Source organism: Qipengyuania huizhouensis, assembly GCF_019711635.1.
Classification (GTDB): Bacteria; Pseudomonadota; Alphaproteobacteria; order Sphingomonadales; family Sphingomonadaceae; genus Qipengyuania; species Qipengyuania huizhouensis.
The window spans coordinates 21244-47766 of the sequence record NZ_JAIGNT010000001.1; the positions used below are offsets into that span (position 1 = coordinate 21244).

Genomic DNA, 26523 nt, shown 5'->3' on the forward strand with positions numbered 1-26523 from the left:
CGACCGCCCTTCGATCCGGTCACTATCCTTCGCGATCAGTTTTGCGGGTCTGGCGTATCGTCAACCGTCGCCTGCCCCGACTGCTCTTCCTGCTCCCCCTGCACCACTTCGCCCGACCGGAAGATCGGTCCTTCTGTGGGCAAGGTTAAGACCGGTTCGCCATCGGGCGCAGTATCGCCGGTGGCTATAACGATTGGCGCCTGACCGGTCGCAGGTTCCTCGTCGACCGGTCCCTGAACATCGGTCAACGTTGAGCCCAGCGTCCCGATAGGCACGGAATTGCCCATCGCGTCCGTCGTGACACCCGCAGCAGGGTCCATCGCAGTCGCGTAGCCTTGCACTGTGGTGGTCACCGGGGAGGCGCCGTACTGCGAATTCCACGCCTGCAGGTCGACGCGATATTGTTCGTATGCACGGAAGAAATCTTCAAACACGCCTTCTATCCGCGGAAGAGCCGTCGCTGCGAATGTATCGAGATCATCCGGTACTACCTGCAGCGCTTCCTTGCTGATCGCGAAGGAGACCTCGCAGAATTCGTTCTTTGCCGGCGGCAGCGCGAAGTAGTTGTAGACTTTCGTCATATAGGCATCCTGATCGTCGAGATAGGATTGCCCGTACCGCTCGCGAAATTCGCCCCGCAAAGCGCGGTTCGTGGACGAAAGTACCTTGGCGTTGCGTTTCAGGAATGCCCCGTAATTGTCGACCAGCCCAGCGTATTCGGGGTCGAGGCAATTGAGCGCAGCCACGTTCAGGGCCGAACGCAGGTTCCAGGTGGTCTGCGCTGTACTGATGTTCGCATTGACCGTCTGGCGCACACCCGTTGCCGCAACCATCGGTATGGTCATGCCCGCCGTCGCATTCATCGGCGGCGTCGGTTTGGGCGGAATAACAACCGGCGGCGGCGGTGGCGGAGGTGGCGGAGGTGGGGGTGGCGGCGGCGGGGTAGTGCAAGCGGCGATTGCGCTAAGACCCGCAACCAGCGCGGCGAGACGAATGGATTGTACTGAAATGCGGCTCACGATGCGCCGACCCTCCTCAAGATTCTGGCTGTCATTTTCGCCCGTCCATCATTGACGGAAGCTGAAGCAGTGACATCCTAGCGTCTTGAGGAGGCAAAGAAAATGCCCGGAGCGAGAGTTTCGCCCCGGGCACGATCACTTGCTCCGCTGCTGCGGTCGGTAGTGCACGATTACTCGCGGCTACCGAGGAACTGCAGCAGGAACATGAACAGGTTGATGAAGTCGAGATAGAGGCTGAGAGCACCCATCACGATTGCCTTGCCCGCATATTCGGTGCCGCGAACATAGGCATATTCATTCTTCAGGCGCTGCGTATCGTAAGCCGTGAAGCCCGCGAAGATCAGCACGCCGAGGATGTTGATTACGAGGCCCATCGCCCCCGACTGGAAGAAGAAGGCATTGAGCAGCATCGCAACGATGATGCCGATCAGACCCATCAGCAGGAAGCTTCCCCAGCCGGACAGGTTCTTCTTCGTCGTATAACCGAAAAGGCTGAGGCCAGCGAATGCAGCAGCAGCCGCGAAGAAGGCCGAAGCGATCGATTCACCGGTGTAAGTGGCGAAGATCGTCGACATCGACATGCCGAACAGTACCGCGAAGCTCCAGAAGAAGGCTTGCAGCGTTGTCTTGGAAAAACGCTGGATTCCGCCAAAGCTCAGCACCAGGATGAAGGCCAGTGGCGACAGCGAGATGATCCATCCCAGCATGGTCGGCTGCACGGAACGGCCATAAGGCGTCTGAGTGACCTGATAGGCAGCTTCGAACAGCGCGGTGTTCACGAACAGCAGGGCGACGATGCCGGTCAGCAGCACGCCCGACGCCATCATATTGTAGATCGACAGCATGTGCTGGCGCAGGCCCGCGTCGAACGTGGTTCCGCGGGCAACCGCATCGCCAGCGCGCGGAACGGACGTCACGTCCGGTCTGCGGTCGGTTTCGTTCCAGTTGGCCATTTGCAATAAACTCCCATGTGCAGGGGCGAACCCAAGGCCCCGCTTCTGTTGGCAATATCGGGTTATTGACACCGGATTTCAAGCGAAACCGGTAGCTACACGCTTAACGTACAAGCATGACCTGGCTCAGGCTTCACCGGCCGCATCGACCATCGCCGACTTGAGGGCTTCCTGCGGACTTTTGTCTCCCCACAGCACGAACTGGAAGGCGGGATAGAACCGGTCGCACTCCTCGACCGCAATCTCCACCAGCGATTGTGCCTGGGCGAGGCTCAACATGCCGTCGTTACCGAGCAAGGTTCCGTTGCGATAGAGTAGCACGCCGCCGTTGGACCAGATGTCGAAATGGCCGAGCCACATCTGTTCGTTGGCCAGAGCGACGAGTTCGTGGGCGGCGCCGAGCTTTTCCGACGCTATGCGAACATCCGGAAGGCACAGTATCTGGAGGACGCGATCTTCCCCGCGCCACACGCCGCGCAACTGGTATTTCGCCCAACTGCCCTGGATTTCGCCGCAAATCTCTTCAGCATTGGCTTCGCAAGGCCAACCGCGCGCTTCGAACAACGCCATCAGCATGTCGAGCGGCGCCGCGTCGTCCTCGACCTCGAATCGCGGTTCAACGGCGTGCATCAATAGGGTCCGGTCCAATTCATGTGGTTCATGTGCAGAATGGTGCGGGTACTTGGCAATCTGCCGACTGGTCGGTGCTGGGGAGAACCCAATCGGCTTGTGCAAAGCCTGTGAACAAGCCGTGGATACGGATAGATCCGCCTGGTCAGTCGAGCGCCTCGACGACCTCGCCCTCTTCGCTGGTAAAGGGAAAGCTGTCGATGCCGAGTTGCTTCAGACGGTTGACCGCATCACGCGCCTCGCTGGCGGAAGGATAGGGACCAGCCAACAGGCGGTTGGCTTCACCCCATTTCGCAACGAAGGGACCCTTCGCTTCCAGCGAGCCCTCAGCGCCGCGCGAAATTCGCCGCCAGTCGAAGCCCAATGCGTCCCGGTCCCTGCCCGTCGCCACCTGCACCCAGTGACGCGAGGGATGACTGGGCTTTGCAGCGGCCGGGGCAGGCCTTGCTCCGCCAAGCGGAAAGATTTCTTCCCCTCTCGCGCTGCTAAACGGGAAACTGTCGAGCCCGATCGCTTTGAGCCTGTCGACGACTTCGCGCGCCTCGCGGAGTGTGTCGTATGGTCCGGCAAGGAGACGGTTCGCCTCGCCCCAGGGAGCGGTAAAGGCGGATTTTCCAGCCAGATGACCCTCTGCATTGCGGCTGATTCTACGCCAGTCGAAACCCAGCGCGGAAATGTCCCGACCCGTTGCCACCTGCACCCAATGCCGCGGTGGATGGACAGGGGCAGCGGGCTCGTCCGTTTCGCGCGGTGCATCGATTGTCCGGATATCCACTGCACCTGTGCGCGGGGCCGTCGAAATGGTTTTGTCGAGATCGAAGGCGGCAAAGGCCTGCTCGAGATTCTGGCGCGCTGGCGGGGGTGGAGGCGCCTGTCGCGCAGGCTGCGGGCCCAGGTCGATCGGCTGCGTTGCGGGCTCCCGGTTTACTGAGGGGAGTTCGGCAGCACGTTCGACCGGAGAAACTTCGACAGTCCGCGAAGCAGCGGTTGCAGCTTCGGATTGGCTCCGATCTCTTTGCTGCTGGTGGGTCGAGCGATTTGCCGAAGACGCGGAGCTTTGCGGGCCCAGCGGTCGTCCTGCCGGTTCGAGGCGGCTATCGGCATTGCCCGCCTGTCGCCCTCGAGTTGGCGAATAGGCTGCAATCTGGGCATCGTCCTGGCCGATCGCGGCCGAACCCGGAAAAACGCCCAATGCCCCCGCAGCGGCCTGCTGAGCCGGCGTAAGCCGGGTCATGTAGCGCAGGTAGGGTTCGATACGTGAAGCCATTTGGGCGGACATCATGTCGCGCGCGATCTTGATGGCGGCATCGGTCTCGCCGAGAATGGCGAGGCCAAAGGAACGGGTCCTGAACGCTGCGAAATCGCCCTGTTCGAGGAGCGGCAACAATGTCTCTTCGAACCCTGCCCTGTCGCCGGAAATCGCCAGGCTCAAAGCGAGGTTGCGCCGCACCTCGTCACCCGCACCCGCCTCGAGGGCGATGCGGTAAAGTTCCTGCGCACTGCGCGAATCTCCCACCAGATCGAAGGCAAGTCCTCGTTCTGCAGCCATGACCTGCTGCGAGATTCCGCCCTTTTCCGCTTCTGCGAACAAGCGCAGCGCCTCGACCGGGCGGCGCGACAGCGTGTAGGCACGCGCAAGTCCGAGCGATATCCGTGGGTTGGAAGGCGTCAGGGCCTGCGCCCGCCCGAAAAACCCGATCGCCGCGGTTACATCGCCGAGCTTGATAGCCGCATCACCGGCATCGAGCAGCGCCGACACGTCGTTGCCATTATCGGCAAGCCGCTGGAGGGCGGCACTCAATTCCTGCGAACCCGGTGGTGGAAGCGGCTGCACCACTTCTTGTGAGCGCAGCCCCTGACCGCTCGCAGCAAGCGCTACGATAGCGGCCCCGGCGGCCCATTTTTTGGCTTCGTATCTAGCCATTTCTATTCACCAACGCGCAGTATAACGCATTGGTTCTAGGTTACTGATTGTTCTGGCGACCGAGGAAACGCGGAATGTTAAGGCCGCTACCGCCTTCATCCTCGTCGTCGTCTTCATCCTCGTCCTGGCTGGAGCTCGATCCGCGCGAGAGATTGGCCATGCGTTCGAACAGCGTACTGCCCTGGGTCGAGCCTCCGCCTGCAGGCGGACCACCACCGCCGGTGCCGCTCCCGGCAGTTCCATCTCCGGAAGCCCCGCCACCGGAAGCGCCACTTACGCCACCTGTGCCTTCGCCGCCGGTTTCGCTCTGGCCGGAAAACAGGGGCCTGCGCGCCGGCTTCTGCGAAAGCGGGCTTCCCCGGTCGGCATATTGATCGCTTCCCAGTTCAAGCGCATCGTCGTCGGCTTCATCCGACAGGTCGAGCGGGGGCGAAGCATGGCGCTCGCCCTCGTCGCTCCAGCCCTCGTCTTCGCCGACACCGTGGGCATAACCCTTGTCGTCCGCAGGCGGGGGCACACCGGCATCGCCCTCGTCATCGAAGCGTTCGGTGTCGTCATTGCGCATACCGGCCAGAGGATCGACGATGCCATCGACATCGTCATAGTCGTCCTCATCCGCATCATAACCATAATCGCCGCCCCCGGCAGGAGAAAGACCTGCCGGTTTCACCAGCGGCCCTTCATCGTCGTGGCTATCATCGTATTTCGCCTCGACCGGCTCGGCGGCTGGCTGCTGATAGGTGGAGGCCGGTTCCGGTGTAGGTTCGGGGTCGGCCGACAGCCCCTCGTTCAGTTCGAAAGGCTCTTCTTCGGGGGTGCTTTCCTGCAGGTCGAGCACCGGACGCTGAGGAGCGCGCTGCGGCGACATGCTGAAGCTACGTTGCTGCGTGGGCGCAACCGATCCATCGTTCTCGATACCCGTGGCGACTACGGATACGCGGATCTTCCCGTCGAGATCCGGATTGAAAGCGCTGCCCCAGATGATGTTGGCATCGTCATCGACCAGTTCGCGGATGTGATTGGCCGCCTCGTCGACTTCGAGGAGCTTCATGTCCTCACCGCCGATGATCGAGATAATCACGCCCTTGGCACCCGCCATGGACACACCGTCGAGGAGCGGATTGGCGATCGCACGCTCGGCCGCTTCGAGAGCGCGATTATCGCCCTCGCCCGTTCCGGTACCCATCATCGCCTTGCCCATTTCGCTCATCACGCTGCGCACGTCGGCGAAGTCGAGGTTGATGAGGCCCGGCATGACCATGAGATCGGTGATCGAGCGAACGCCCTGCTGCAGCACCTCGTCGGCCAGCGCGAAGGCTTCCTTGAAGGTGGTGTCCGCCTTGGCGACCAGGAACAGGTTCTGGTTGGGAATGACGATCAGCGTATCGACATGCTTCTGCAGCTCGTCGATTCCCGCTTCGGCAGCACGCATACGGCGCGTGCCCTCGAACAGGAAGGGCTTGGTGACGACGCCTACTGTCAACACGCCCTTGCGGCGCGCGGCTTCCGCGATGACCGGCGCAGCGCCCGTGCCCGTGCCGCCGCCCATGCCGGCCGCGATGAAACACATGTTCACGCCTTCGAGCGCATCCTCGATGTCCTCGACCGTTTCTTCGGCGGCAGCCTTGCCCACTTCGGGACGGGCGCCAGCGCCGAGGCCGCCTGTAATGTCGGGACCGAGCTGGATACGCTTTTCAGCGGGAGAAGTTGTGAGGGCCTGCGCATCGGTATTGGCGACGATGAAATCGACGCCTTCGATTTCGGAATCGATCATGTTGGCAATGGCGTTGCCGCCCGCCCCGCCGACACCGACCACCATGATCTTGGGGCGCATGTCGTCGCTGGAGGCGGGTCCGATATTGATGCTCATCAGGTGTTCCCTCGGGAGAAAAATTGGGCCGAAGCCGTATCGCCCTCGCTTTTGGCACAAAGCGAATCACGCATGCAAAGGTTAAATGGCGTTATCCACTGCAAGACGCGCCGAATTTCGGCTGGTTTTGCAGACATATCAGAAATATTCCCGGACAGCCTGGACGACACGGTTCACGAGCCCCAGTCCGGAGTATCGCCTGGTCGGCTGATAGCTCGGTCCGATCGAGCGAATGTCGACCGGATCTTCGGATGCATAGAGGCATAGTCCTGCCAGCGTGGCGAAACCGGGCGTGGCATGTGCTTCAGGTAGTCCGCGCAGCGCTGGCGGCTTGCCGCGGCGCACGGGAAGGCCCAGCGCTCCCTGCATGAATTCCGCAATGCCATGCAATTCGGCACCGCCCCCGGTAAGTACCACCTGGCCGGCGTTCGCATCGGAAAACCCGAGCCCCTTCAATCCCTTGCCTATTTCTGTAGTCATGGTCCCCAACCGGTCGGTGACGACCGAGACGAGTTCCGCGCGCGCAATTCTGTTCTGTTCATCCGCTCCCCGCGCCGGTCGTCCGCCCGTATCTTCTCCCGGGCCGTTGACAGGGATCATCTCGCGGTGATCGCTGGGCGTGGCTATGGCCGAACCCGAAACGCACTTCAGTCGCTCCGCCTGACCGCGCCGGATGCCGAGCGAGCTGGCAATCGCATCCGTGATGTCGTTCGAGCCGACTGGGATCGAGCGAAGGCCGAGCAACATGCCGCCTGCGTGGACGGAAACGTTGGTGACCTGCGCCCCGATCTCGACCAGCGCCACGCCAAGATCGCGTTCTTCGTTCGACAGGCAGGCATAGGCGGCGGCAAGCGGACTGGCGACGACGCCTTCGACATCCAGATGGGCGCTCTGCACCGCCTCGATCAGGTTTCGTACCGGCGCACCCTCGGCCAGCGTCACATGGATATCGACACCCAGCGATTCTGCATGCAAGCCGATGGGATTGGCGACGCCATGCGCCCCGTCGAGTGTGTAATGGGCAGGCTGGGCGTGCAACACCATTCGTCCGTCGGGCTGAATGTGGTCGCGCGCCGCGAAAAGGAGGTGCTCGACATCATCCTCGTCGATCCGCCGCCCGCCGATGGCGATTTCGACGCTGACGATCTTGCTGGAAAGCCCCGCCCCCGCGCAGCCGATCCATACGCCGGAAACGCTGGTGTTGGCATTGGCCTCGGCCGTCTCGACGGCGGCCCGGATAGCATGGGTCGCTGCCTCCATGTCGGTGACATAACCACGCTTGATGCCCTCGCTCTTGCGGTGCGAGGAACCCAGCACGATCATCTCGCCATCCTCGCCCTGTCCCATGACCATGGCGGAAATGCGGAACGAACCGATATTCACCGCGGCCTGGACGCGGGTGATGCGCGGCAGCGGCAAATGGGGAGAGGTTGCCATTATTCCGCGCTCACCCCGGCAGACATACCGCGCGGACAGGGGCCATCGGCGCAGCGCAGATAGGCACGGTCGGGCACACGCATGTCGATGGCTATGGCCTTGCCGCCGATCAACCTGTTTCGCCCATCCATCTCGGCGAATTTGACCAGCGCGGCCGGACCCTTGTCGCCTTCCGGCAAGGCAAGCATCTGGTCGGTCTTGAAGGTCAGGTTCCAGCGGCGATTGCCGATCCATTCGGCTGCCGCGATCTGCGGCTTGAGCGCAGGCGCCGCATCGAGCAAGCGGCCCAGTTCGGCGACTTGTTTCTGCGCGCCCGGACCGGAAATCAGGAGCATGTCCTTGGCCATTTCGCGGGAAACCGGTTCAAGTTCATGCCCGGTCTCATCGACGAGGATCAGCCGGTCGGGCTTCTGGACGACGGCGTGCGGCTCTCGCTCAACGATATCAATCCGAAGCAAGTCGGGAAGCTGCCGCGACACTCGCGCATCCTTCACCCACGACAGGTCGAGCAGCCGCTCGCGAATTTCCTCGACCTCCACCAGCGGCATAGGCCGGTCCTGCTCGCCCAGTACGCGTTCGTATATAATCTGCTTGTTAAGCCGCTCGACACCGGTCACGCGCACTCGTTTCACTTCAAAACCTGCGCGGCTGGCGGATTTGGCCAGCTCCATCTTCATCATTTCGGGCACGCCGGCGTAGTTCGCCACGCTCCAGGCGATAACCATCCCGATCGCAAGGAGGATGACGAGAAAGAACTTGTGCCACTGCTCCTCGGTAAAGGGCAGCGCCGTCATGGCCCGGTCGAGCAGACCCGAGGTGTGGCGCTTGGCAGCCCGCGCCTTCTGGTTGCGGCTGCGCGCCGCGGCAGACCGGCGGACGCCGGTGGGTTTGCGGTTGACCTTAGCCATCGCTTCCCCTGCCTTCATGATGGCGCAATGCCGCTGCAATGATCGTTTCGACCAGTTCGCCGTATTCGATGCCGATGTGCCGCGCCTGTTCGGGCACGAGGCTGAGCGGGGTCATACCCGGCTGAGTGTTGGTTTCCAGCACGAAGAGCCCGTCCTCGCCCTGCTCTTCGTCCCAGCGGAAATCGGTGCGGCTGGTGCCGCGGCAGCCGAGCACCTTATGCGCCTTGAGCGCGATTTCGAGACACAGATCGCGGATATGGTCGGGAATGTCCGCAGGGCAGATATGATCGGTCATGCCGTCGGTATATTTGGCATCGAAATCGTAGAAGCCGCTCTTGGGCTTGAGTTCGGTGACTGCGAGCGCACGCGAACCTTCGGGGAAATCGACTACCGCAGCGGTCATCTCACGACCCTTGATATAGGGTTCGGCCAGCAGCTCGGCAAAATCCTGCCAGGGGCCCTTGGCATCGCGTGCGATCGGGTTGCCGTAATTCCCCTCGTCAGTGACGATGGCTACGCCGACGGAGCTGCCCTCGTTAACCGGCTTCAGCACATAAGGCCGCGCGATCGGATCGCGTTCGAACAGGTCCGCGCTCTTCACGATCCGTCCGCCGGGCATGGGAATGCCATGCGGCACTAGCGCCTGCTTGGTCAGCTGCTTGTCGATAGCGATCACCGAAGTTGCGAGACCCGAATGGGTATAGGGCACGCCCATCAGGTCCATCATGCCCTGCACGCTGCCATCCTCGCCCGGCACACCGTGAAGTGCGTTGAACACGACATCGGGCGAAGCCTCTGCAATCCGCGCCGCGACCTGCCGGTCCATGTCGATCCGCGTAACCTTGTGGCCGCGCTCTTCCAGCGCCTTTGCGACACCTTCGCCGGACATCAGGCTGACGGGCCGCTCATTGGCCCAGCCACCCATCAGGACGGCGACATGGAGTTTGGGGAGATCGGTCATTATTGTTCCTTACGGTCGCCCCACACGCTGGATTTCCCATTCGAGTTCGGTGCCCGAATTCGCATAGACGCGGCGCCTAACTTCCTCGCCCAGGCCTTCGATGTCAGCGCTGGTCGCATCCCCTGTATTGATCAGGAAGTTGGCGTGCTTTTCGCTTACCTGTGCGCCGCCCATCTTCAGACCCCGGCACCCGGCCGCGTCAACCAGCTCCCAGGCCTTCTTGCCGGGAGGATTCTTGAAGGTCGAACCGCCCGTCTTCGTCCGCAGAGGCTGCGAATTCTCGCGTGCTTCGGCGATTTCGTCCATCTTCGCCCCGATCGCTTCGGGGTCGCCCGGCACGCCCTGAAAACGCGCGGAGACGACGACTGCACCCTTGGGCAGGGCAGAATGGCGATAGGAATATTGCAGGTCGGCGGCGGGCAGCGTGAGGCATTGCCCGCCAGGCATGACCACGGTGCAATCGATCAGCACATCGCTCACCTCACGGCCATAGGCGCCGCCGTTCATTCTCACGAACCCGCCGACCGTGCCGGGAATACCGCGCATGAATTCGAGGCCCGCCACACCGCAATCACGCGCGGCGCTGGCAACGAGGATGCCATGTGCGCCGCCGCCGCACTCGACAATGCAGCTTTCATCATCGATGCTGACATCCGCGAACTGTTTGCCGAGCTTGATAACCACGCCCGGCACGCCGCCATCGCGCACGATCATGTTCGAGCCGAGGCCCAGCGCCATGATCGGCAAATCACCGCCCAGACGGCGGAGGAATTCCCTGAGATCGTCCATGTCGGCCGGTTCGAACAGCCAGTCGGCCTTCCCCCCGCTCTTGAACCAGACCAGCTTGGCCAGCGGCGCATCCGGCGTCAGCTTGCCCCGCAAGCCGTCGGTATCGATGGGCGCTTCGATCCCGCCGTCGACGGCGCAATCCGGAGCCATGCCGTCATCCCAGTTCCAGACGTCGTTCTCCTGATCCATTACACCCCGCGCTCCGCGGCGATCGCATCGGCAAGATCGGCAGCCCATTTGGTAATGTCGCCCGCGCCGAGGCAGACGATAAGGTCGCCTTCCTCGATATCGGCGGCGAGCTTTCTCGCAAGATCTTCGCGATCCTCTACCGTCATGGCGGAGCGGTGGCCACGCGATTTGAGGCCCTCGACAAGAGCAGCTGCATTTACACCCTCGATCGGCTCTTCTCCCGCGGCATAGACCGGGGTGACATAGACCTGATCCGCCTCGTTGAACGCGCTCTGGAAGTCGTCCATCAGATCGTGAAGGCGCGTATAGCGGTGCGGTTGCATCACGGCGATCACGCGATTGCGCGCCGCCTCGCGCGCTGCGGACAGAACCGCGCGGATTTCGACCGGGTGATGGCCGTAATCGTCGATGATCGTCGCCCCGGCCACGCTACCGACATTGGTGAAGCGCCTGCGCACTCCGCCGAAGCTGGAAAAGCCGTTGCAGATCACCTCGTCCGGGCAGCCCATCTCGATGGAGACGGCAATCGCGGCAAGCGCATTCTGGACATTGTGGCGACCCGGCATGGGCAGGCAGACATTCTCGATCCGCCGGTCTTCCTCCCCGCGCTGGCGCACGATCACATCGAAACGGTTGCCGCCCTCGTGGGGCTGAACATTCACGCCGCAGATATCCGCCTGGAGGTTGAATCCATAGGTAATCACCCTGCGGTCGCGGACCTTGCCGATCACCGCTTGCACTTCGGGATGGTCGATGCACAACACCGCCGCGCCGTAGAAGGGCACGTTGTGGATGAACTCGACGAAGGCATCCTTCACCCCGTCGAAATCGCCGTAATGGTCAAGATGTTCGGGATCGATATTGGTGACGACCGCTATCGTGCCGTCGAGCCGCAGAAAGCTGCCGTCGCTCTCGTCGGCCTCGACCACCATCCAGTCGCTATCGCCGAGGCGGGCGTTCGAACCATATTGCTCGATGATCCCGCCATTGATGACCGTGGGATCGATGCCGCCGCAGTCAAGCAGGCTGGCGATCATGCTGGTAGTGGTCGTCTTGCCGTGCGTTCCCGCCACTGCGATGGTGGATTTGAGCCGCATAAGTTCCGCGAGCATTTCCGCGCGGCGCACCACGGGGATGCGGTTTTCCAGCGCATGCGCGACCTCGGGATTGGTGCGCTTGACGGCCGTGGAGGTGACGACCACCGCCGCGCCTTCGACGTTTTCCTTATCGTGACCGATTTTCACCGCGATGCCCTGCCCTCGCAGACGCTCGACGGTCGCGCTTTCGCTGATGTCCGAGCCTTGCACGGTGTAGCCGAGATTGTTCATCACCTCGGCGATGCCCGACATACCGATGCCGCCGACCCCCACGAAGTGGATCGTGCCGATATCGGTTGGTACGCCTTTCATTCCGCGCTCTCCCGCTTCGCGCTCAGTTTTTTCGCTCCCTGGCCTGCAACCTGCCCCTGAGTGGCACCGCGGGCATTGTTTCCGCCCACGCGGATCACATCCATCATGTCCGCCCCGCCGAAACTTTCGACGATGTCGGCAAGGTCTTCTACGGCCTTCGGACGGCCACAGTTCCATGCGGCATGGGCGGCATTAGACAGACCTTGCGGATCGTCCGCCAGCACGCGGATCTGTTTGGCGAGTTCCTTGGCCTCGAATTTTTCCTGACGGATCATCCGCGCGCCGCCCGCCTTGGCCATTTCGCGCGCGTTGAACGCCTGATGGTCGTCGGTCGCAATCGGCAGCGGGATGAGGATCGCAGGGCGCCCTACCGCAGTCAGTTCGGCAATCGTCGAAGCGCCCGCCCGGCCGATGAACAGATGCGCATCGGCAAGCCGCGTCGCCATATCCTCGAAATAGGTGGCGAGTTCTGCGGGAATGCCGTGATTGCGATAACGTTCGCGCACCGCATCGAGATCTTCGGGGCGGCATTGCTGCGTGACTTGCAGCCGCTGCCGGATGGCGGGAGGAAGCATGGCGAGCCCGTCGGGCACCACTTCGGAGAGCACGCGGGCACCCTGGCTGCCGCCGGTCACCAGCACGCGCAGAAGCCCGTCTTCGCCATAGGGCGGGAACGGTTCGTCCCGCAGGCTGAGCACCTGCGCGCGCACGGGATTGCCGACGAGATGCACCTTGCCGCGATGTGCGGGCTTCAGTCGCTGCACGTCGGGATAGGCGGTGGCGATGGCCTGCACCCGGCCCGACAGCAGGCGGTTGACCCGGCCAAGCACCGCGTTCTGTTCGTGGACCACGGTGGGAATATCGGCAGAGGTCGAAGCGAGGATTGCGGGCAGCGAGGGATAGCCGCCGAAGCCGACCACCGCGCTGGGCTGGAAACTGTCGAACAGCCGCAGCGCCATCTTGCGCCCTTCGAGGACCGCCATCAGCCCCTTCACCCATTGCAGGGGGTTCTTGCCGAAACGGCCTGCGGGCAGGACATGGGCGGGCATGAAATCGGGCTTGCCGGGTATCTGCGCGCCCCGCTCGTCGGTGATCAGCGCCACATGATGGCCGCGGCGCTCCAGCTCTACAGCCAGCGCGAAGGCGGGCAGCAGGTGGCCGCCGGTCCCTCCGGCAGCCAGCACATAATGGCGGTTGGAGGTGGTCACTGGTGGATTTCGCGCGTCATGCGCGCCTCTTGCGTATTCATCGCGTCCCCCTGCCCGATGCCCAGCAGGTCGCCAAGTCCCCTCGTCGTGGTTTTGAGATAGGGATTGCGGCGCGTTACGGCGATCAGCAGGCCGACGCCAAGGCAGACCGCGATGGTGGACGAACCGCCATAGCTGACAAGTGGCAGCGTCATGCCCTTGGAGGGAAAAAGCTGCAGGTTGACGAGGATGTTGATGAATGCCTGCCCGCCCAGCAGCGCGACGAGGCCAGTACCCGCCAGCAGGGCGAACAGGTCTTCCTCGTCGAACAGACGCATCAGTACGCGCACGACGATTGCCAGATAGACCAGCACGATAAACGCGCAGACGACAAGGCCGAACTCCTCGCCGATGACCGAAAAGATGTAGTCGGTATGCGCTTCGGGCAGGCTCATCTTCCGCAGGCCGAGGCCATATCCCGCGCCGGTCCAGCCGCCCGCCAGCAGTGTGCGGCTGGCAAGATCGACCTGATCGTAGGCCGTGCCGCCGCCGAAGAAGGCATCGATGCGATGGCGCGCATTGTCATAGAGGAAATAGGTCGCGGTGAGCAGGAACAGTCCGCCGCCGATGACGATGCCCAGCCGCTTCATCGGCATGCCCGCCAGCAGAATCATGACCAGCCACACGCCCGCAAACAGCATGAATTCGCCGAAATTCGGCTGCATCATCAGCAGCGCGCCAATCAGGCCGGTAAGCCCCGTCACGATCCACAGAACGGGAAGGTTCGGATCGCGCATTCGCCACGAGAGGACCCAGGCGAGTGCGATGGCGAAGGCAGGCTTGAGGAATTCCGATGGCTGGAACTGCATGCCGATGGAAATCCAGCGCCGCGCACCGTTGATCTCCACCCCGATGAACGGGACGAGAAACAAGAGGCCGAGCATGCCCGCGCCAAGCATCACGCCGAAACGCCGCGCATTCTGGCGGCTGAGCAGGGAAGCGCCGAACATCACGCATAGCGCGATTACCTGCCACGCCAGGTGGCGGTAGAAGAAGTACAGCGGATCGAGTGTCTCGCTGGAGGTCGACAGCCGGTCCGCGCTCGCCGGGCTGGCGGCGGCAACGGCGATTGTGCCCAGCGTCATCAGCAGCAGCACGAGGCCCAGCAGCACGCGGTCGATCTCACGCCACCAAATCTTCAGCTGGCTCCAGCGGGAAAGCTTGCCGCCCGGGATATGCGCAGGCTTGCGTTTCGCGCCGGGAACGAAGGGCTGCGTGGCGGTCATTGCGCTTTTTCCCTTTGGGCCTCAACCAGTTCGCGGAAATGGTCACCACGCGCTTCGAAATCGCGATACTGGTCGAAGCTGGCGCAGGCTGGAGAGAGGAGCACGGTGTCGCCGTTGGCCGCGCGACTTGCGGCGCGAGCCACCGCGCGATCGAGTGTGCCGCATTGCTCCACCGGAACGCGACCGTCGAGCAGGGCAGCGAAGTCCGGCCCCGCCTTGCCGATGGTATAGGCAGCTTTGACGTGGGGCAGTTCGGCCTCGCATTCGCCCAGTCCGGGTTCCTTGGCCAGCCCGCCGAGGATCCAGTGAATGCTGTCGAACGCTGCCAGCGCGGGGGCGGAGGCGGCGGTGTTGGTTCCCTTGCTGTCATTGACGTAGGCGACGCCGGAAATTTCGGCGACGCGTTCCATGCGGTGCGGAAGACCTCGGTAACTTTCGAGCCCGGCGCGTATGGCGTTACCCGAGAGGCCCAGAATGTCGCCAACCTCTATGGCCGCTGCCGCGTTCTCTAGATTGTGCGGCCCTTGCAGCGACGGCCATTTCGACTGCTCGCTAGGTGCGATGCCCCTGTTACCCAGGACATCCTCGAGGATACTGGCAATAGTGCCTTCGGCAAACTGGCCCAGTGCGCGCGCATCTGTGACACGGGCGATCGAATTATGACCGCGCGTCTGCATCGCCAGTAGGCGCGACTTGCTCGCAGCATATTTCGCGAAGTCGCCATCATATCTGTCGAGATGATCGGGCGTGATGTTGAGCAGTACCGCAACGTCGCAATCGAGCGAATAAGTCAGGTCGATCTGGTAGCTCGACAGCTCCAGCACATAGACCCCGCCCTCCGGAAGCGGCTCCTGCTCGAGAATCGGCAGGCCGATATTGCCGCCCATGGTGGTCGGCACGCCCGCAGTCTTGAGGATATGGTGGACCAGCGCGGTGGTGGTTGATTTGCCATTGGTGCCGGTGATGCCGACGACCTTGTGCGGCGGCAGATCGCCCATCGCCAGCGCGAAGAGTTCGATATCGCCGATCACCGGAACGCCGAAATTGTCGGCATGGCGCTTTATCGGGTGGGTGTTGAGTGGAACGCCGGGGCTGACGACCACGCCTGCATAGCCGGTAAGGTCGGCCTCCAGCGGATCGGCTATGGCGCAGCGTCCGGCATAGGGTTCGCGCGCTTCGGCGCGGTCGTCCCACACCAGCACGTCGGCTCCGGCAGCCAGCAGCGCCTCGACCGTTGCCCGGCCGGACCGCGCGAGGCCGAGCACCGCGTATTTCTTGTCCTTCCAGGCGGGCGAGGTGATCATCTGAGCTTGAGCGTTGCCAGCCCCAGGAGTGCGAGCACGATGGCAACGATCCAGAAGCGGATCACGACCTTGCTCTCCGACCAGCCGAGCTGCTCGAAATGGTGGTGGATGGGGGCCATGCGAAAGACCCGCCGCCCCGTTCGCTTGAACCAGAAGACCTGGATGATCACCGACAGCGCCTCGAACACGAACAGCCCGCCGACGATCGCCAGAACGATCTCGTGGTGCGTTGCCACGGCGATAGCGCCCAGCGCGCCGCCGAGCGCTAAACTGCCGGTATCGCCCATGAATACTGCGGCAGGCGGCGCGTTGAACCACAGGAAGGCGAGCCCCGCCCCCATGATCGCCGCGCAGAATATCGCCAGTTCGCCCGCACCCTCTACGTAAGGGATGCCAAGATATCCCGAATAGTCCACGCGGCCGACCAGATAAGCGATCACCGCAAAGGTGCCCGCGGCGATGATGACCGGCATGGTCGCAAGCCCGTCCAGCCCGTCGGTCAAATTCACCGCATTGCCCGCACCCACGATCACCGTGGCGGCGAACACATAATAGAGCGGGCCCAGTTCGATCCCGAAGTCATTGACGAAGGGAACATAGACGAAGGTGTTGATCTGGCTGACGATAATATAGCTGGCGACCCCCGCCACGCCGAATTCGAACAGCAGGCGGACCTTTCCCGAAACGCCCCGGTGACTGGCCTTCGAAACCTTGTCGTAATCATCAAGGAAACCGATCAGGCCGAAGCCGCCGGTCACCGCAAGGCAGGCCCAGATGAAAGGATTTCTGAGGTCCATCCACAGCATCAGCGAAATGAACAGACTCACCAGGATCATGAGCCCGCCCATCGTGGGCGTGCCGACCTTGGCGAGATGGGTCTGAGGGCCGTCCTCGCGGATGGGCTGGCCCTTGCCCTGCCGCACGCGCAGCATGGCAATGAAGCGCGGCCCGATGACCAGGCCGATCAACAGCGCCGTCAGCAGCGCCGCCCCCGCGCGCGCCGTCTGGTAGCGCACGAGGTTGAACAGCCCTTCGAAATTGAAATACTCGGCGAGGAGATACAGCATCGGCCTCGTCGGCTCCTAGGTAAAGTGGTCCACGAGCTTGCCCAGCCCGACCGAATTGGAGCCTTTGACCAGCACGGCGTCTCCGGCAATCAACCCGAAATCCTCCAGCCGCGCGATAGCCTCCTCGGCTGAATTGCAATGCTCCCACTCGAGCGGCTTGCCAAGCGAGTTGAAGGCGGGTTTCCCCAGTTCGCGGGCCAGTGCGCGCATCTCGTCGCCTACCAGCACCGCATAGTCGACATCGGCCGCGATCAGCGGTTCGGAGAGGGCCCCGTGGAACCCATCGGTAAAGTCGCCAAGTTCCTTCATCGATCCGAGCACGACGATCCGGCGAGCCGAAGGTGTCTGGCCGAGCTGCGCCAAGGTGGCGCGCATGCTGGCGGGATTGGCATTGTAGCTTTCGTCGATCAGCAGCGCCTTGCCGCCGGGCACATCGATGCCGTGGCGTGCCCCGCGCCCCTTGAGTCCGCCCATCTCGGCAAGTGCGAGTCCGGCAGCGGCCATGTCGCCGCCCGCCGCGCGCACCGCCGCCATGACTGCAAGCGAGTTGATCACCCAGTGATCGCCCGGCTCGGCCACAGTGTAGCACAGCCGGCCCGTATCGAATTCGCAGGTGACGAGACTTCCGCCGTTCGCGCTCGGAATTGCATCGAGCAGGCGCATATCCGCATTGGGCGAACGCCCGAACCTGACAACCTTGGCCCCCACTCGCAATGCGGCGAGACGGAGACGCTCGGTATGTTCGCTGTCCGCAGGGATCACCGCGATCCCGCCCGGCTCGAGACCGGCGAAGATTTCCGCCTTGGCCTCGGCAATGGCCTCCATCGATCCGAGGTTCTCGATATGTGCGGGCGCGATGGTAGTGATGACCGCGACATGCGGGCGGACCTGTGTGGTCAACCCCTCGATCTCGCCGGCGTGGTTCATGCCCATTTCGAAGATGCCGAAACGGCTGCGCGCAGGCATGCGCGCAAGGCTCAGCGGCACGCCGACATGGTTGTTGTAGCTCCGCGTCGAACGGTGCGCAGCGCCGCGGCTGGCGCGTTCGAGTGATGCGAAAATGGCTTCCTTGACGCCGGTCTTGCCGACCGAACCGGTGACGCCGATAATCTTCGCTTCGGTCCGGTCGCGGGCAGCGCGGGCAAGCGCCTTCAGCGCATCGGTCGTGTTCTCTACAAGGATATGCGGATAGTCGACCGGGCGGTCGACTATCGCTGCGGCGGCGCCATTCGCGAAAGCCTTGTCGAGGAAGCGGTGTCCGTCCATCGCCTCGCCTTTCAGCGCAACGAAGAGATCGCCACCCACCACGTCACGGCTGTCCATCTCGACCCCGGCGACCTGGAAATCGCAACTGGCAGTGCCGTTCACCGCCTCAGCGATGGACTTTGCGTCCCACAGCGTCAGGGGCAGGCGATCGCGCGGATCGGCAGGCCATTCCATATAGGCCGGGTGGCGCAGGATGGCGGCGCTCATGCGGCACCGCCATTGCCGGCTTTGGCAATCAGCGCCGCGCATTCGCGTGCGACTTCCACGTCGTCGAAGGGATGGACCCGCATGTTTTCTCCCGATCCGATGATCTGACCCGTTTCATGGCCCTTGCCCGCGATCAGAACGATGTCGTCCTTGCCCGCTTCGGCAATGGCTGCATGGATGGCTTCGCGACGCCCGGCCACTTCGCGCACGTGTTCTTGTCCTCTACCCACCCTTGCACCTTCAAGCACCTGGCGACGGATTTCCGCAGGTTCTTCGCCGCGCGGATTGTCGTCCGTCACGATAACGACATCGCTGGCCTTGGCCGCAGCTTCGCCCATCGGCGCGCGCTTGCCGTGGTCGCGGTCGCCGCCTGCGCCGAATACGGTGATAAGTCGGCCCTGAACATGCGGATGAAGCGCTTGAATCGCAGCCTCCAAGGCGTCCGATGTGTGGGCATAGTCGACGTAAACGGGCGCGCCGCTGGGCGCGATGACCGCACGTTCGAGGCGTCCGCGCACCGGCTGGAGCCGCGCTACTGCATCCCAGACCTTGCTCGTATCGATACCGGTCGCAAGCGCCAAACCCGCGGAAATCAGCGCATTCGAGACCTGGTAGGCACCAATCAGCGGTAGGTTGATGGTCCTTTCGGCGCCCTCATGCTGCACCATTAGCGATTGCCCCAACTGGGTCGGTTCGCGGCGTGTAAGCCGGATATCCTCGCCCTGCTCACCCACCGTCATGATCCTGAGCCCGCGCTTCTCAGCATGCTCGACAACGCGCCTGTTCCAACCGCTGTCGCCCGCGCCCATCCACACGACCGCCGTCGCATTTTCCGAGACCACCTCGTCGAAAAGCCGCATCTTGGCCGCGAAATAGTCTTCCATGTCGGCATGATAATCGAGGTGATCGCGGCTGAAATTGGTGAATCCGGCGGCTTCGACCGGAATGCCTTCATTGCGAAATTGCGAAAGGCCGTGGCTAGACGCCTCATAGGCGACATGGGTAACGCCTTCGCGCGCCAGCCCGCTCATATTCGAAAGGAAAGTGACGATATCGGGCGTCGTCAGCCCGGTCGAAACGCTTTCGTCGGGCGTGGTGACGCCAAGCGTGCCAATGCTCGCCGCGCGTTCGCCCGACATACGCCATATCTGACGGGTCATCTCGACGCAGGATGTTTTGCCGTTGGTTCCGGTAACCGCAACAATGTGCTCGGGCACGGGCGTAAAATACTGCGCCGCCATTTCGGCGAAGCACTTGCGCGGGTTGTCGCTGGCGATGTGGATGGCGCCTTCGACGGCCGCTTCCGGCCGCGCTACAACGGCGACGGCTCCTGCGCCGATTGCCGCGGGAATGAAATCCTCGCCATTTGCCTGCATGCCCTGAAAAGCGCCGAACACGGTACCGGGCGCGACCTTGCGATTGTCGATAGCGAAGCCGGTAACGGTTATATCTCCGGCATTGCGGCAATCGATCCCGGCATTGGCGCAAATCTTACTCAGCTTCATTCCGCGCCTCCGGGATCAGCGGGGTGATGGCGGAGATATCGATATCACGCGTGTCGTCGGGGCGCACGCCGATCAAGGGGCCGATACGCGGAACGAGACGGCCGACGATGGGTGCGGCATTCCAGGCGGCAGTCCGCTGGTAGGAGCTGGCAAGCGTCCCCTTGGGCTCATCGAGCATGGCGATAATGACATAGCGTGGGCGGTCCATCGGGAAGGCGGCGGCAAAAGTCGAAACCAGCGCGGTGCGGCGATATCCGCCTTTTCCGCCCGGCTTTTCGGCCGAGCCGGTCTTGCCGCCGACGCGGTAACCCGGGGCATCTGCATTGCGGCCCGTACCGTACACCGCAATTGCCCGCATCATCTGGCGCATCCGGCTGGAGGTCGAAGCCTTGAACACGCGGCGACCCTTGGGAGCCTGGCCCGGACCGAGCTTCTTCAGCGTGGCAGGGCGGTAAACGCCCCCGTTGACCATGGTGGCATAGGCGCTGGCGAGATGCAGTGGGGTAACCGCGATGCCGTGACCGAAACCGACCGTCATATTGGTCAGACGCGCCCATTTGTCGCCCGGCCACAACGGGAAGCCTTTGGCGGGCAATTCGATTTCGGGCCGCCTGTTCATGCCGAGATCTATCATGTACTGGCGCAGCCGTTCAGGTCCCAACTCGTCGGCAATCCGCGCGCTGGTGGTATTCGAGGAGTGTATCAGCGTCTCGACTGTATTGAGCGTCGGTCCCATTGCGTGGCTGTCACGGATGGTGAATCGGCCAGCTTTGACCGGCGAGGCGTCGAACCGCCGCCCAAGATCGCGAATGACCCCCGCGTCGATAGCCGCCGCCACCGTCAATGGCTTGAAAGTAGAGCCCAGTTCGTAGACCTGGTTCGTCACCCGGTTGAACATCAGCTTCTGCCCCTCGGCATCGATCTTGTTGGGATCGAATTCGGGCAGAGAGGCAAGTGCAAGCACTTCGCCCGTATCCACATCGAGGACGATACCCGCGCCGCCCTGCGCCTGCGTTAACTTCATGCCGCGGCGCAGTTCGTCTTCGAGCGCGCCCTGCACTCGTACATCGACCGAAAGCGCGACCGGCGTGCCGCGAGTCAACGGGTTCGACAGATGCTCATCGAAGACTTGCTCCATACCCACCCGGCCCCTGCCGTCCGCAGCGACATAGCCAAGGACATGGGCCGCCATCTGCCCTTGTGGATAGTGGCGGTCTTCTTCCATCGGCATTTCAAGGGCGAGTTCGCCGATGTCCTGCACCCGATTTGCCTCTTCGGGCAGGAGACGGCGGCGGATGTATCCCGCCTCGCCGCTGGTAAGTTGTGCCGCGACAGCTTTCTCGTCGAGGTCAGGGAAAATGGCTTTCAACTGCGCGGCGACTTCTGCCGGCTTGGCCACGAGCGGGGCCTCATTCTCACCCAGAGCTTCCGGATTGAACCACAACGCATAGGCCGGGAAAGCGCGCGCCATCGGTACGCCGTTGCGATCGACGATCTCACCGCGATCGGGGAGCAGCGCCGCTTCGAGCGAAGTTGCGCGTGCGCCTTCGCCGCCCGCGCCGAGATAGACGATACGGCTCAGCGCCATCACTGCGAGAAGCGCAAAAGCCAAAGCAATCCACAGAACCCTCCAGCGGGCAAGGTCGAGCGATCTCTGGCGAATGCTGACGAGTTGCACCCGCCCGCTCGCCATTGCCATGCTTACCGCCCCCGGTCCTCCGTGGAGAGCGGAGAATGCGTTCACCGGGCGACCTCGGCCGCAGCTACCGAAATCACGGTCGGCTGCGCAAGGCGCTGGGCCAGACTGGTCGCCAATCTCCGCGTAGGCTGTTCTGCGCGCGCCATGGCTACCGTGCCTTCACGATCATCTTCGGTCAGCCAGTCGCCGAAGAGATTGTCATCTTCGACCGGCCCGGTGTCCGCCTTGGCAAAGCGTATCGGCTGCGGCGCATCCATCCCGCGCGGTGTTCCCAGCGCGGCCAATTGGCGTTCGTGCTCGACATACTGGTCGGCGCGCGGCGCCGCATAGCCGAATTCGACCTGGTTCCATGCCGCAAGCTGGTGCTGGCTCGCCCGGGTCTGGAATTCCGTTTCCAGCATCAGTTTCGAACGCTCCGCCGCAATGATCTGGCGTTCGACCAGCCGCACGTCGCTCTTCACCGCATTCACCTTGAAAGTGAGCGCGAGGAAAGCGGCAACACAGGCGCCGAGGACCAGCAACCAGCCAATCTGCCTTATGCGCGAAGTCTGGGCCATCATGCAGCCTCCCGTGCTGGTGTGGAGGTACGCACCGCGTGGCGCAGCACCGAAGAACGCGCGCGCGGGTTGCGGGCGATCTCGGCCTCGGTGGGCTTGATCGCCTTGGAAACGGGGAAGAAAACCGGATCGACCTGCGCCGCCATGGGGACGTGACGCGAGGCGCTCGGGGTTGAGGATGCCTCGCGCAGGAAGCGCTTGACGATCCGGTCTTCGAGGCTGTGGAAGCTGACCACGGCAAGGCGGCCCCCTTCACGCAAAAGATGTTCGGCAGCCGACAGCCCTTGGGACAGTTCGTCGAGCTCGCCGTTCACATGAATCCTGATGGCCTGGAAGGTCCGTGTGGCCGGATCCTTCTTGTCGTGCGGCTTATGACCCAAGGCCTTGCGCACCACACTGGCCAGCTCACCAGTCGTCTCCAGCGGACGCGCAGCGACGATAGCGCGCGCCACGCGGCGCGACTGCCGCTCCTCGCCATACTGGTAGATAACATCGGCGATCTGACTTTCCTCGGCGGTATTGAGGAAATCGGCTGCGCTTTCGCCCTCCTGGCTCATCCGCATGTCGAGTGGGCCGTCGGCGGAAAAGGCGAAGCCTCTCTCTGCCTGGTCGAGCTGCATGGACGATACGCCGATGTCCATCACGACACCATCAACGCGCATCACGCCGGCAGCATGCATGACATCCAGCATCTCGGAAAATCGGTGCGGGTGAAGAATGAGGCGGGGCGGAGTTTGCTCCGTCTCCCGCCAGGTGCGACCCGAAGCAATCGCGTCGGGGTCCCTATCGAATGCATGAACGGTTGCGCCCCGTTCGAGCAGTGCGCGCGTGTAACCGCCCGCGCCGAACGTTGCGTCGATCAGTACGTCACCCGGCTGCGGGTCGAGCGCTTCGATCACTTCGTCGAGAAGAACCGGAATGTGGGGTGTGCCGGTCATTTGCCCTTCGCCTTCGCATCGGCAAGCAAGCTTTCGCAGGCAGCCTTGGCGCTGGCCCAGTCGTCGCCCATTTCGGCAAGCTGCGCGGGGTTCCACAGGGTGAAGAAACGGCCACCGCCCTGAAAATAGAGTCCGTCCTCGATCCGACCGAGAGTGCGCAGGTGATCGGGCATGACGAAACGACCGCTGTCGTCGAAGGGCATTTCAACGAAGCCGAACAGCTGGCTGGCGCGGGTGTCGCGGTCGAAATCCTTGCCGAGACGGATCGCCATCTCTTCTTCGCGGTCGAGCTGCTGGTCGAGCTCTGCCTTGCGGCTGAGGCCGAAGCCGACAAGGCAATTCCAGGTGGGATGCTTCATGAGGCAGAGAACGCGGCCGTCGGAACTTTCCTTCACGGCCTTTCGGAACAGCGGTGGAAGCACGAAGCGGCCCTTATCGCCCGCAGGCGAATAGGCTTGTCCGCTGTACCCTCCGAATTGCACTGCCCTGTCCCCAGCTGGCGTTCGACATCCTCTTCACCGGACACACCTCCCCCTTTCGCAAAAGCAGGCGCTCTCGCGGCCCGAACCGCTTACGGCTCGCGCAAAGACACTGGCATGTCCGATGTCTGGATGATTTATCGCGGGTAACGCGGGGATGGAAGGGAAAATTGCGGGATTTTACGGGATAAGAATATAACTTATTGTTTTATATAAATAAATGAATTCGAGAAATCTCTGATATCCTTACCGAATTGTCACCATAGACCACGGATAAGGCTAAGGAATCACTCGGATGGCACAGGCTGAGGCAGGCATTTCCCGCAATATCCCCTGCCGAGTCCCGCGATTTCCCGCAGGAGTGCTCAATCAGCGAAAGCGCGATCCAGGAAGGCCCCAAGAGCTTTGCCTCTGGCCGGTTCTTCGAAGTGGTCGTCGAGCAATGCCGCATCCGCTACGAGAAGCACGCGGCCCTCGCCCACCCGGCAATCTGCAATCAGCCCTCGGGTGGAAATCGAACACTCGGTATCTGCCGATCCCTCGCGCGCTTCGAACCGCCCGGCGAGGTCTACTGGAAATTCAATCCCGCTTTCGGTCACCGCGCGGACACCGGCGGACCGTTCTTCATCGAACAGCAATCTGAGCCCCCAGTGACTCAGGATCGGAGAGATCACCACCATGTCGTGAGGCCGGCGCGGATCGCCCAAAGGAAAGTCGCTGTGTTGGGTCAACATCGGATCGGCAAAGATCAAGGCTTGCCCTCCATCACGCAGCCAGGCGTCGAAAGCGACATTCTCCGACGGTGCCAGCGGACGAGGTTGGGCCAGCACCACTCGTTTCAGTCCGTCCAGCGCGTCCGCTTCCAGCGTATCGAGCGGAACGAGTTCGCCTTCTTCTTCCAATGCACCGCGAACCCAGCCGTGCTCGCCAGCACCCTCCAGCATAGAGGCAATGTCTCCGCCCTCTCCCCAATAGATAGGCAGGGTCGAAAAAAGGCCAAGACGTTCGACAGAACCCTCGCCCCCGTCGGAAGTAGCCGTCTGATCCTGAGCCGACCCTCCATTGCAAGCAGCAAGGAGGATAACGGACAGAGCAAGGCAAACCTTACGGCTGGTTCGCCGGGTCATTCGAGGTCCCTTGCTCGGGAATCACCGCGGGTGATTGCGGCGAAGCGGGGAGCGGCTTTTCCGGTAAGTCGGGAACCACGCCTGCTTCTACCAGCGGATCGTTCTGCTTGATTGCCTCGCTGGGTTCGGTCGTTGGAGCCGCTGCAGGCACAGCCGCCGCATCGACTTCCCGTGTACGGTCCTGAATCAGGCTTGCGAGGCCCACCAGGAGCACCATGAGCACGACACCGCCAATGCCGATCTGCAAACGCTTGACCGATTCCGAACGCGTTCCCCCCAGCGGCACATCGGCAGGTTCACCCGACGGGGCAGCTCTGCGGGTAAGATCGAAACTGCGCGGCATGCCGGGGATTCTGGGCATTCGCTAGGTTCCCGTCAATCGCCCTCGGCTAGCCAGTTGAAAACCGGCAGGCCCTTCGAGCGTAACCATTCGGCGTTGTAGAGCGTCGAGAGATAACGGAATCCGGTGTCGCAGAGGATTGTGACGACCCGCACATTCTCGCGCCCCTCCGCAACCAGCTTCTTCCCCAGCTCCACCGCGCCCGCGACATTGATCCCGCTGGACAGGCCGAGGCACAGACCTTCTTCGCGCAGCAGGCGAGCAACCCATTCGATGCCTCCTTCGTCCGAGACGCGAAACTGCGTATCGATCGGTGCGCCTTCGAGATTGCCGGTGATGCGTCCCTGCCCGATGCCTTCGGCGACGGAAGAACCCTCGGCCTTCAGCTCGCCATTGGCATAATAGTTGTAAAGCGCTGCGCCGTGGGGATCGGTCAGCGCGATGACGACATTCTCGTCGAATTCCTTGAGCCCCATCCCGACGCCGGCAATCGTGCCGCCTGTACCTGCCGAGCAGGTGAAACCGTCGATCCGGCCATCCATCTGTTCCCAGATTTCTTTCGCCGTACCCTCGATATGCGCCTTGCGGTTGGCCGTGTTGTCGAACTGCCCCGCCCAGATCGCGCCCTCGGTTTCTTCGGCCAGACGGCGCGAGACATGCTGGAAATGATTGGGGTCGGCATATTTGGTCGGCGGAACGGTGACCAGTTCGGCACCCAAGGCCCGGAGGGTGGCCATCTTCTCGCCCGACTGGTTGTCGGGCATCACGATGATGGTGCGGTAGCCCAGTGCATTGGCCACGAGAGCGATGCCGATGCCGGTATTTCCGGCGGTACCTTCGACCACGCAGCCGCCGGGCTTCAATTCACCGCGCGCTTCGGCGTCGCGAATGATGTAAAGCGCAGCCCGGTCCTTTACAGAGGCACCAGGGTTGGCGAACTCGCACTTGCCATAGATGTCGCACCCGGCTTCCTCGCTCGGTCCGGCAAGGCGGACGAGCGGGGTATTGCCGATCAGGTCGAGTGTCTGCTCACGAACGGGAACTTGTGTCATGGTTCCGGACGTAGTGTCGCACTGCCATCCGCGCAATCAACATCAATCTTCAGGCGCAATAGTAACCTTCAGTCCGTCCAGATCGCCGGTGAAGGGAATCTGGCAGGAAAGGCGCGAAGTATCGACCCTGTGGTCGCTGCTTTCGAGCAGATCGTCTTCGTCCTCGCTCATTTCGGGAAGCTTACCTGTGAATTCCGGATCGACATGGACATGGCAGGTCGCGCAGGAACAACAGCCACCGCACAGCGCCAGAAGCTCGTCGAAACCGTTGTCCCGGATAGCTTCCATGACTGTCAGGCCGTCCTCGACCTCGATCTCGGAAGTCTCTCCCTCACGGGTGGTAACGATCAGCTTGGGCATCGAATGCGTGTCCTGTATTGCCATGGCCATTGAGCGAGCCGTATGCGGGGCGCTGCTATT

The 26523-nt window shown here is 62.7% G+C and carries 24 protein-coding genes; all 24 read right to left on the reverse strand.

Features of this window, described 5'->3' with window-relative positions:
* Nucleotides 1–35: 35 nt before the first annotated feature.
* The 24 genes from K3180_RS00075 to K3180_RS00190 all read right to left on the reverse strand — a co-directional run bounded on the left by K3180_RS00075 (nt 36) and on the right by K3180_RS00190 (nt 26463).
* Complete coding sequence (locus tag K3180_RS00075) at nt 36–845, reverse strand: hypothetical protein (protein ID WP_221537629.1); 810 nt, start codon at nt 843–845, stop codon at nt 36–38.
* Between the two features lie 344 nt (nt 846–1189).
* Nucleotides 1190–1972, reverse strand: a complete 783-nt coding sequence (locus K3180_RS00080; protein ID WP_221537630.1) for a Bax inhibitor-1/YccA family protein — start codon at nt 1970–1972, stop codon at nt 1190–1192.
* A gap of 126 nt (nt 1973–2098) precedes the next feature.
* Nucleotides 2099–2602 carry a type III secretion system chaperone family protein gene (locus K3180_RS00085; RefSeq protein ID WP_221537631.1) on the reverse strand — a complete coding sequence of 168 codons (504 nt, stop codon included), beginning with the start codon at nt 2600–2602 and terminating at the stop codon, nt 2099–2101.
* Nucleotides 2603–2747: 145 nt separating this feature from the next.
* Complete coding sequence (locus tag K3180_RS00090; protein ID WP_221537632.1) at nt 2748–4526, reverse strand: SPOR domain-containing protein; 1779 nt, start codon at nt 4524–4526, stop codon at nt 2748–2750.
* A gap of 40 nt (nt 4527–4566) precedes the next feature.
* Complete coding sequence (gene ftsZ / locus K3180_RS00095; RefSeq protein ID WP_221537633.1) at nt 4567–6396, reverse strand: cell division protein FtsZ; 1830 nt, start codon at nt 6394–6396, stop codon at nt 4567–4569.
* 138 nt (nt 6397–6534) lie between these two features.
* Nucleotides 6535–7833, reverse strand: a complete 1299-nt coding sequence (gene ftsA / locus K3180_RS00100) for a cell division protein FtsA (RefSeq protein WP_247710206.1) — start codon at nt 7831–7833, stop codon at nt 6535–6537.
* The gene (locus K3180_RS00105; protein ID WP_221537634.1) at nt 7833–8741 is read right to left on the reverse strand and encodes a cell division protein FtsQ/DivIB; all 909 of its coding nucleotides are present in this window, start codon (nt 8739–8741) and stop codon (nt 7833–7835) included. Before K3180_RS00105 ends, ftsA begins: the two co-directional genes overlap by 1 nt.
* Nucleotides 8734–9702 (reverse strand): D-alanine--D-alanine ligase, encoded by a 969-nt coding sequence (locus K3180_RS00110; RefSeq protein ID WP_221537635.1) that lies wholly within the window; start codon nt 9700–9702, stop codon nt 8734–8736. The genes K3180_RS00105 and K3180_RS00110 overlap by 8 nt, the downstream gene beginning before the upstream one ends.
* Nucleotides 9703–9711: 9 nt before the next feature.
* Nucleotides 9712–10641 (reverse strand): UDP-N-acetylmuramate dehydrogenase, encoded by a 930-nt coding sequence (murB, locus tag K3180_RS00115; RefSeq protein ID WP_247710226.1) that lies wholly within the window; start codon nt 10639–10641, stop codon nt 9712–9714.
* 38 nt (nt 10642–10679) lie between these two features.
* Complete coding sequence (gene murC / locus K3180_RS00120; protein ID WP_221537637.1) at nt 10680–12089, reverse strand: UDP-N-acetylmuramate--L-alanine ligase; 1410 nt, start codon at nt 12087–12089, stop codon at nt 10680–10682.
* Nucleotides 12086–13297 (reverse strand): undecaprenyldiphospho-muramoylpentapeptide beta-N-acetylglucosaminyltransferase, encoded by a 1212-nt coding sequence (gene murG, locus K3180_RS00125; protein WP_221537638.1) that lies wholly within the window; start codon nt 13295–13297, stop codon nt 12086–12088. The genes murC and murG overlap by 4 nt, the downstream gene beginning before the upstream one ends.
* On the reverse strand, nt 13294–14562 hold the full coding sequence (locus tag K3180_RS00130) for an FtsW/RodA/SpoVE family cell cycle protein (RefSeq protein ID WP_221537639.1): 1269 nt from the start codon (nt 14560–14562) through the stop codon (nt 13294–13296). Before K3180_RS00130 ends, murG begins: the two co-directional genes overlap by 4 nt.
* A complete protein-coding gene (murD, locus tag K3180_RS00135) occupies nt 14559–15866 on the reverse strand; it encodes a UDP-N-acetylmuramoyl-L-alanine--D-glutamate ligase (RefSeq protein ID WP_221537640.1) in 1308 nt (435 codons plus the stop codon). Before murD ends, K3180_RS00130 begins: the two co-directional genes overlap by 4 nt.
* A complete protein-coding gene (mraY, locus tag K3180_RS00140; RefSeq protein WP_221537641.1) occupies nt 15863–16933 on the reverse strand; it encodes a phospho-N-acetylmuramoyl-pentapeptide-transferase in 1071 nt (356 codons plus the stop codon). The genes murD and mraY overlap by 4 nt, the downstream gene beginning before the upstream one ends.
* Nucleotides 16934–16948: 15 nt before the next feature.
* The gene (locus K3180_RS00145) at nt 16949–18406 is read right to left on the reverse strand and encodes a UDP-N-acetylmuramoyl-tripeptide--D-alanyl-D-alanine ligase (RefSeq protein WP_221537642.1); all 1458 of its coding nucleotides are present in this window, start codon (nt 18404–18406) and stop codon (nt 16949–16951) included.
* Nucleotides 18403–19911 carry a UDP-N-acetylmuramoyl-L-alanyl-D-glutamate--2,6-diaminopimelate ligase gene (locus K3180_RS00150; protein WP_221537643.1) on the reverse strand — a complete coding sequence of 503 codons (1509 nt, stop codon included), beginning with the start codon at nt 19909–19911 and terminating at the stop codon, nt 18403–18405. The genes K3180_RS00145 and K3180_RS00150 overlap by 4 nt, the downstream gene beginning before the upstream one ends.
* Nucleotides 19898–21610: a peptidoglycan D,D-transpeptidase FtsI family protein gene (locus tag K3180_RS00155; protein ID WP_221537644.1), complete on the reverse strand. Its 1713-nt coding sequence runs from the start codon at nt 21608–21610 to the stop codon at nt 19898–19900. Before K3180_RS00155 ends, K3180_RS00150 begins: the two co-directional genes overlap by 14 nt.
* A 41-nt stretch (nt 21611–21651) precedes the next feature.
* Nucleotides 21652–22170 (reverse strand): hypothetical protein, encoded by a 519-nt coding sequence (locus tag K3180_RS00160; protein WP_221537645.1) that lies wholly within the window; start codon nt 22168–22170, stop codon nt 21652–21654.
* The gene (rsmH, locus tag K3180_RS00165) at nt 22167–23105 is read right to left on the reverse strand and encodes a 16S rRNA (cytosine(1402)-N(4))-methyltransferase RsmH (RefSeq protein WP_221537646.1); all 939 of its coding nucleotides are present in this window, start codon (nt 23103–23105) and stop codon (nt 22167–22169) included. Before rsmH ends, K3180_RS00160 begins: the two co-directional genes overlap by 4 nt.
* Nucleotides 23102–23587, reverse strand: coding sequence for a division/cell wall cluster transcriptional repressor MraZ (locus tag K3180_RS00170; protein WP_221537647.1), 486 nt, complete (start codon nt 23585–23587; stop codon nt 23102–23104). Before K3180_RS00170 ends, rsmH begins: the two co-directional genes overlap by 4 nt.
* 362 nt (nt 23588–23949) lie before the next feature.
* Nucleotides 23950–24711, reverse strand: a complete 762-nt coding sequence (locus K3180_RS00175) for a motility-associated ABC transporter substrate-binding family protein (RefSeq protein WP_221537648.1) — start codon at nt 24709–24711, stop codon at nt 23950–23952.
* Nucleotides 24689–25072, reverse strand: a complete 384-nt coding sequence (locus tag K3180_RS00180; RefSeq protein ID WP_221537649.1) for a hypothetical protein — start codon at nt 25070–25072, stop codon at nt 24689–24691. Before K3180_RS00180 ends, K3180_RS00175 begins: the two co-directional genes overlap by 23 nt.
* Nucleotides 25073–25086: 14 nt before the next feature.
* Nucleotides 25087–26103: a cysteine synthase A gene (locus K3180_RS00185; protein WP_221537650.1), complete on the reverse strand. Its 1017-nt coding sequence runs from the start codon at nt 26101–26103 to the stop codon at nt 25087–25089.
* A 42-nt stretch (nt 26104–26145) separates the two neighbouring features.
* Entirely contained in the window at nt 26146–26463 is a 318-nt protein-coding gene (locus tag K3180_RS00190; RefSeq protein WP_160726703.1) for a 2Fe-2S iron-sulfur cluster-binding protein, read from the reverse strand.
* Nucleotides 26464–26523 lie beyond the last annotated feature (60 nt).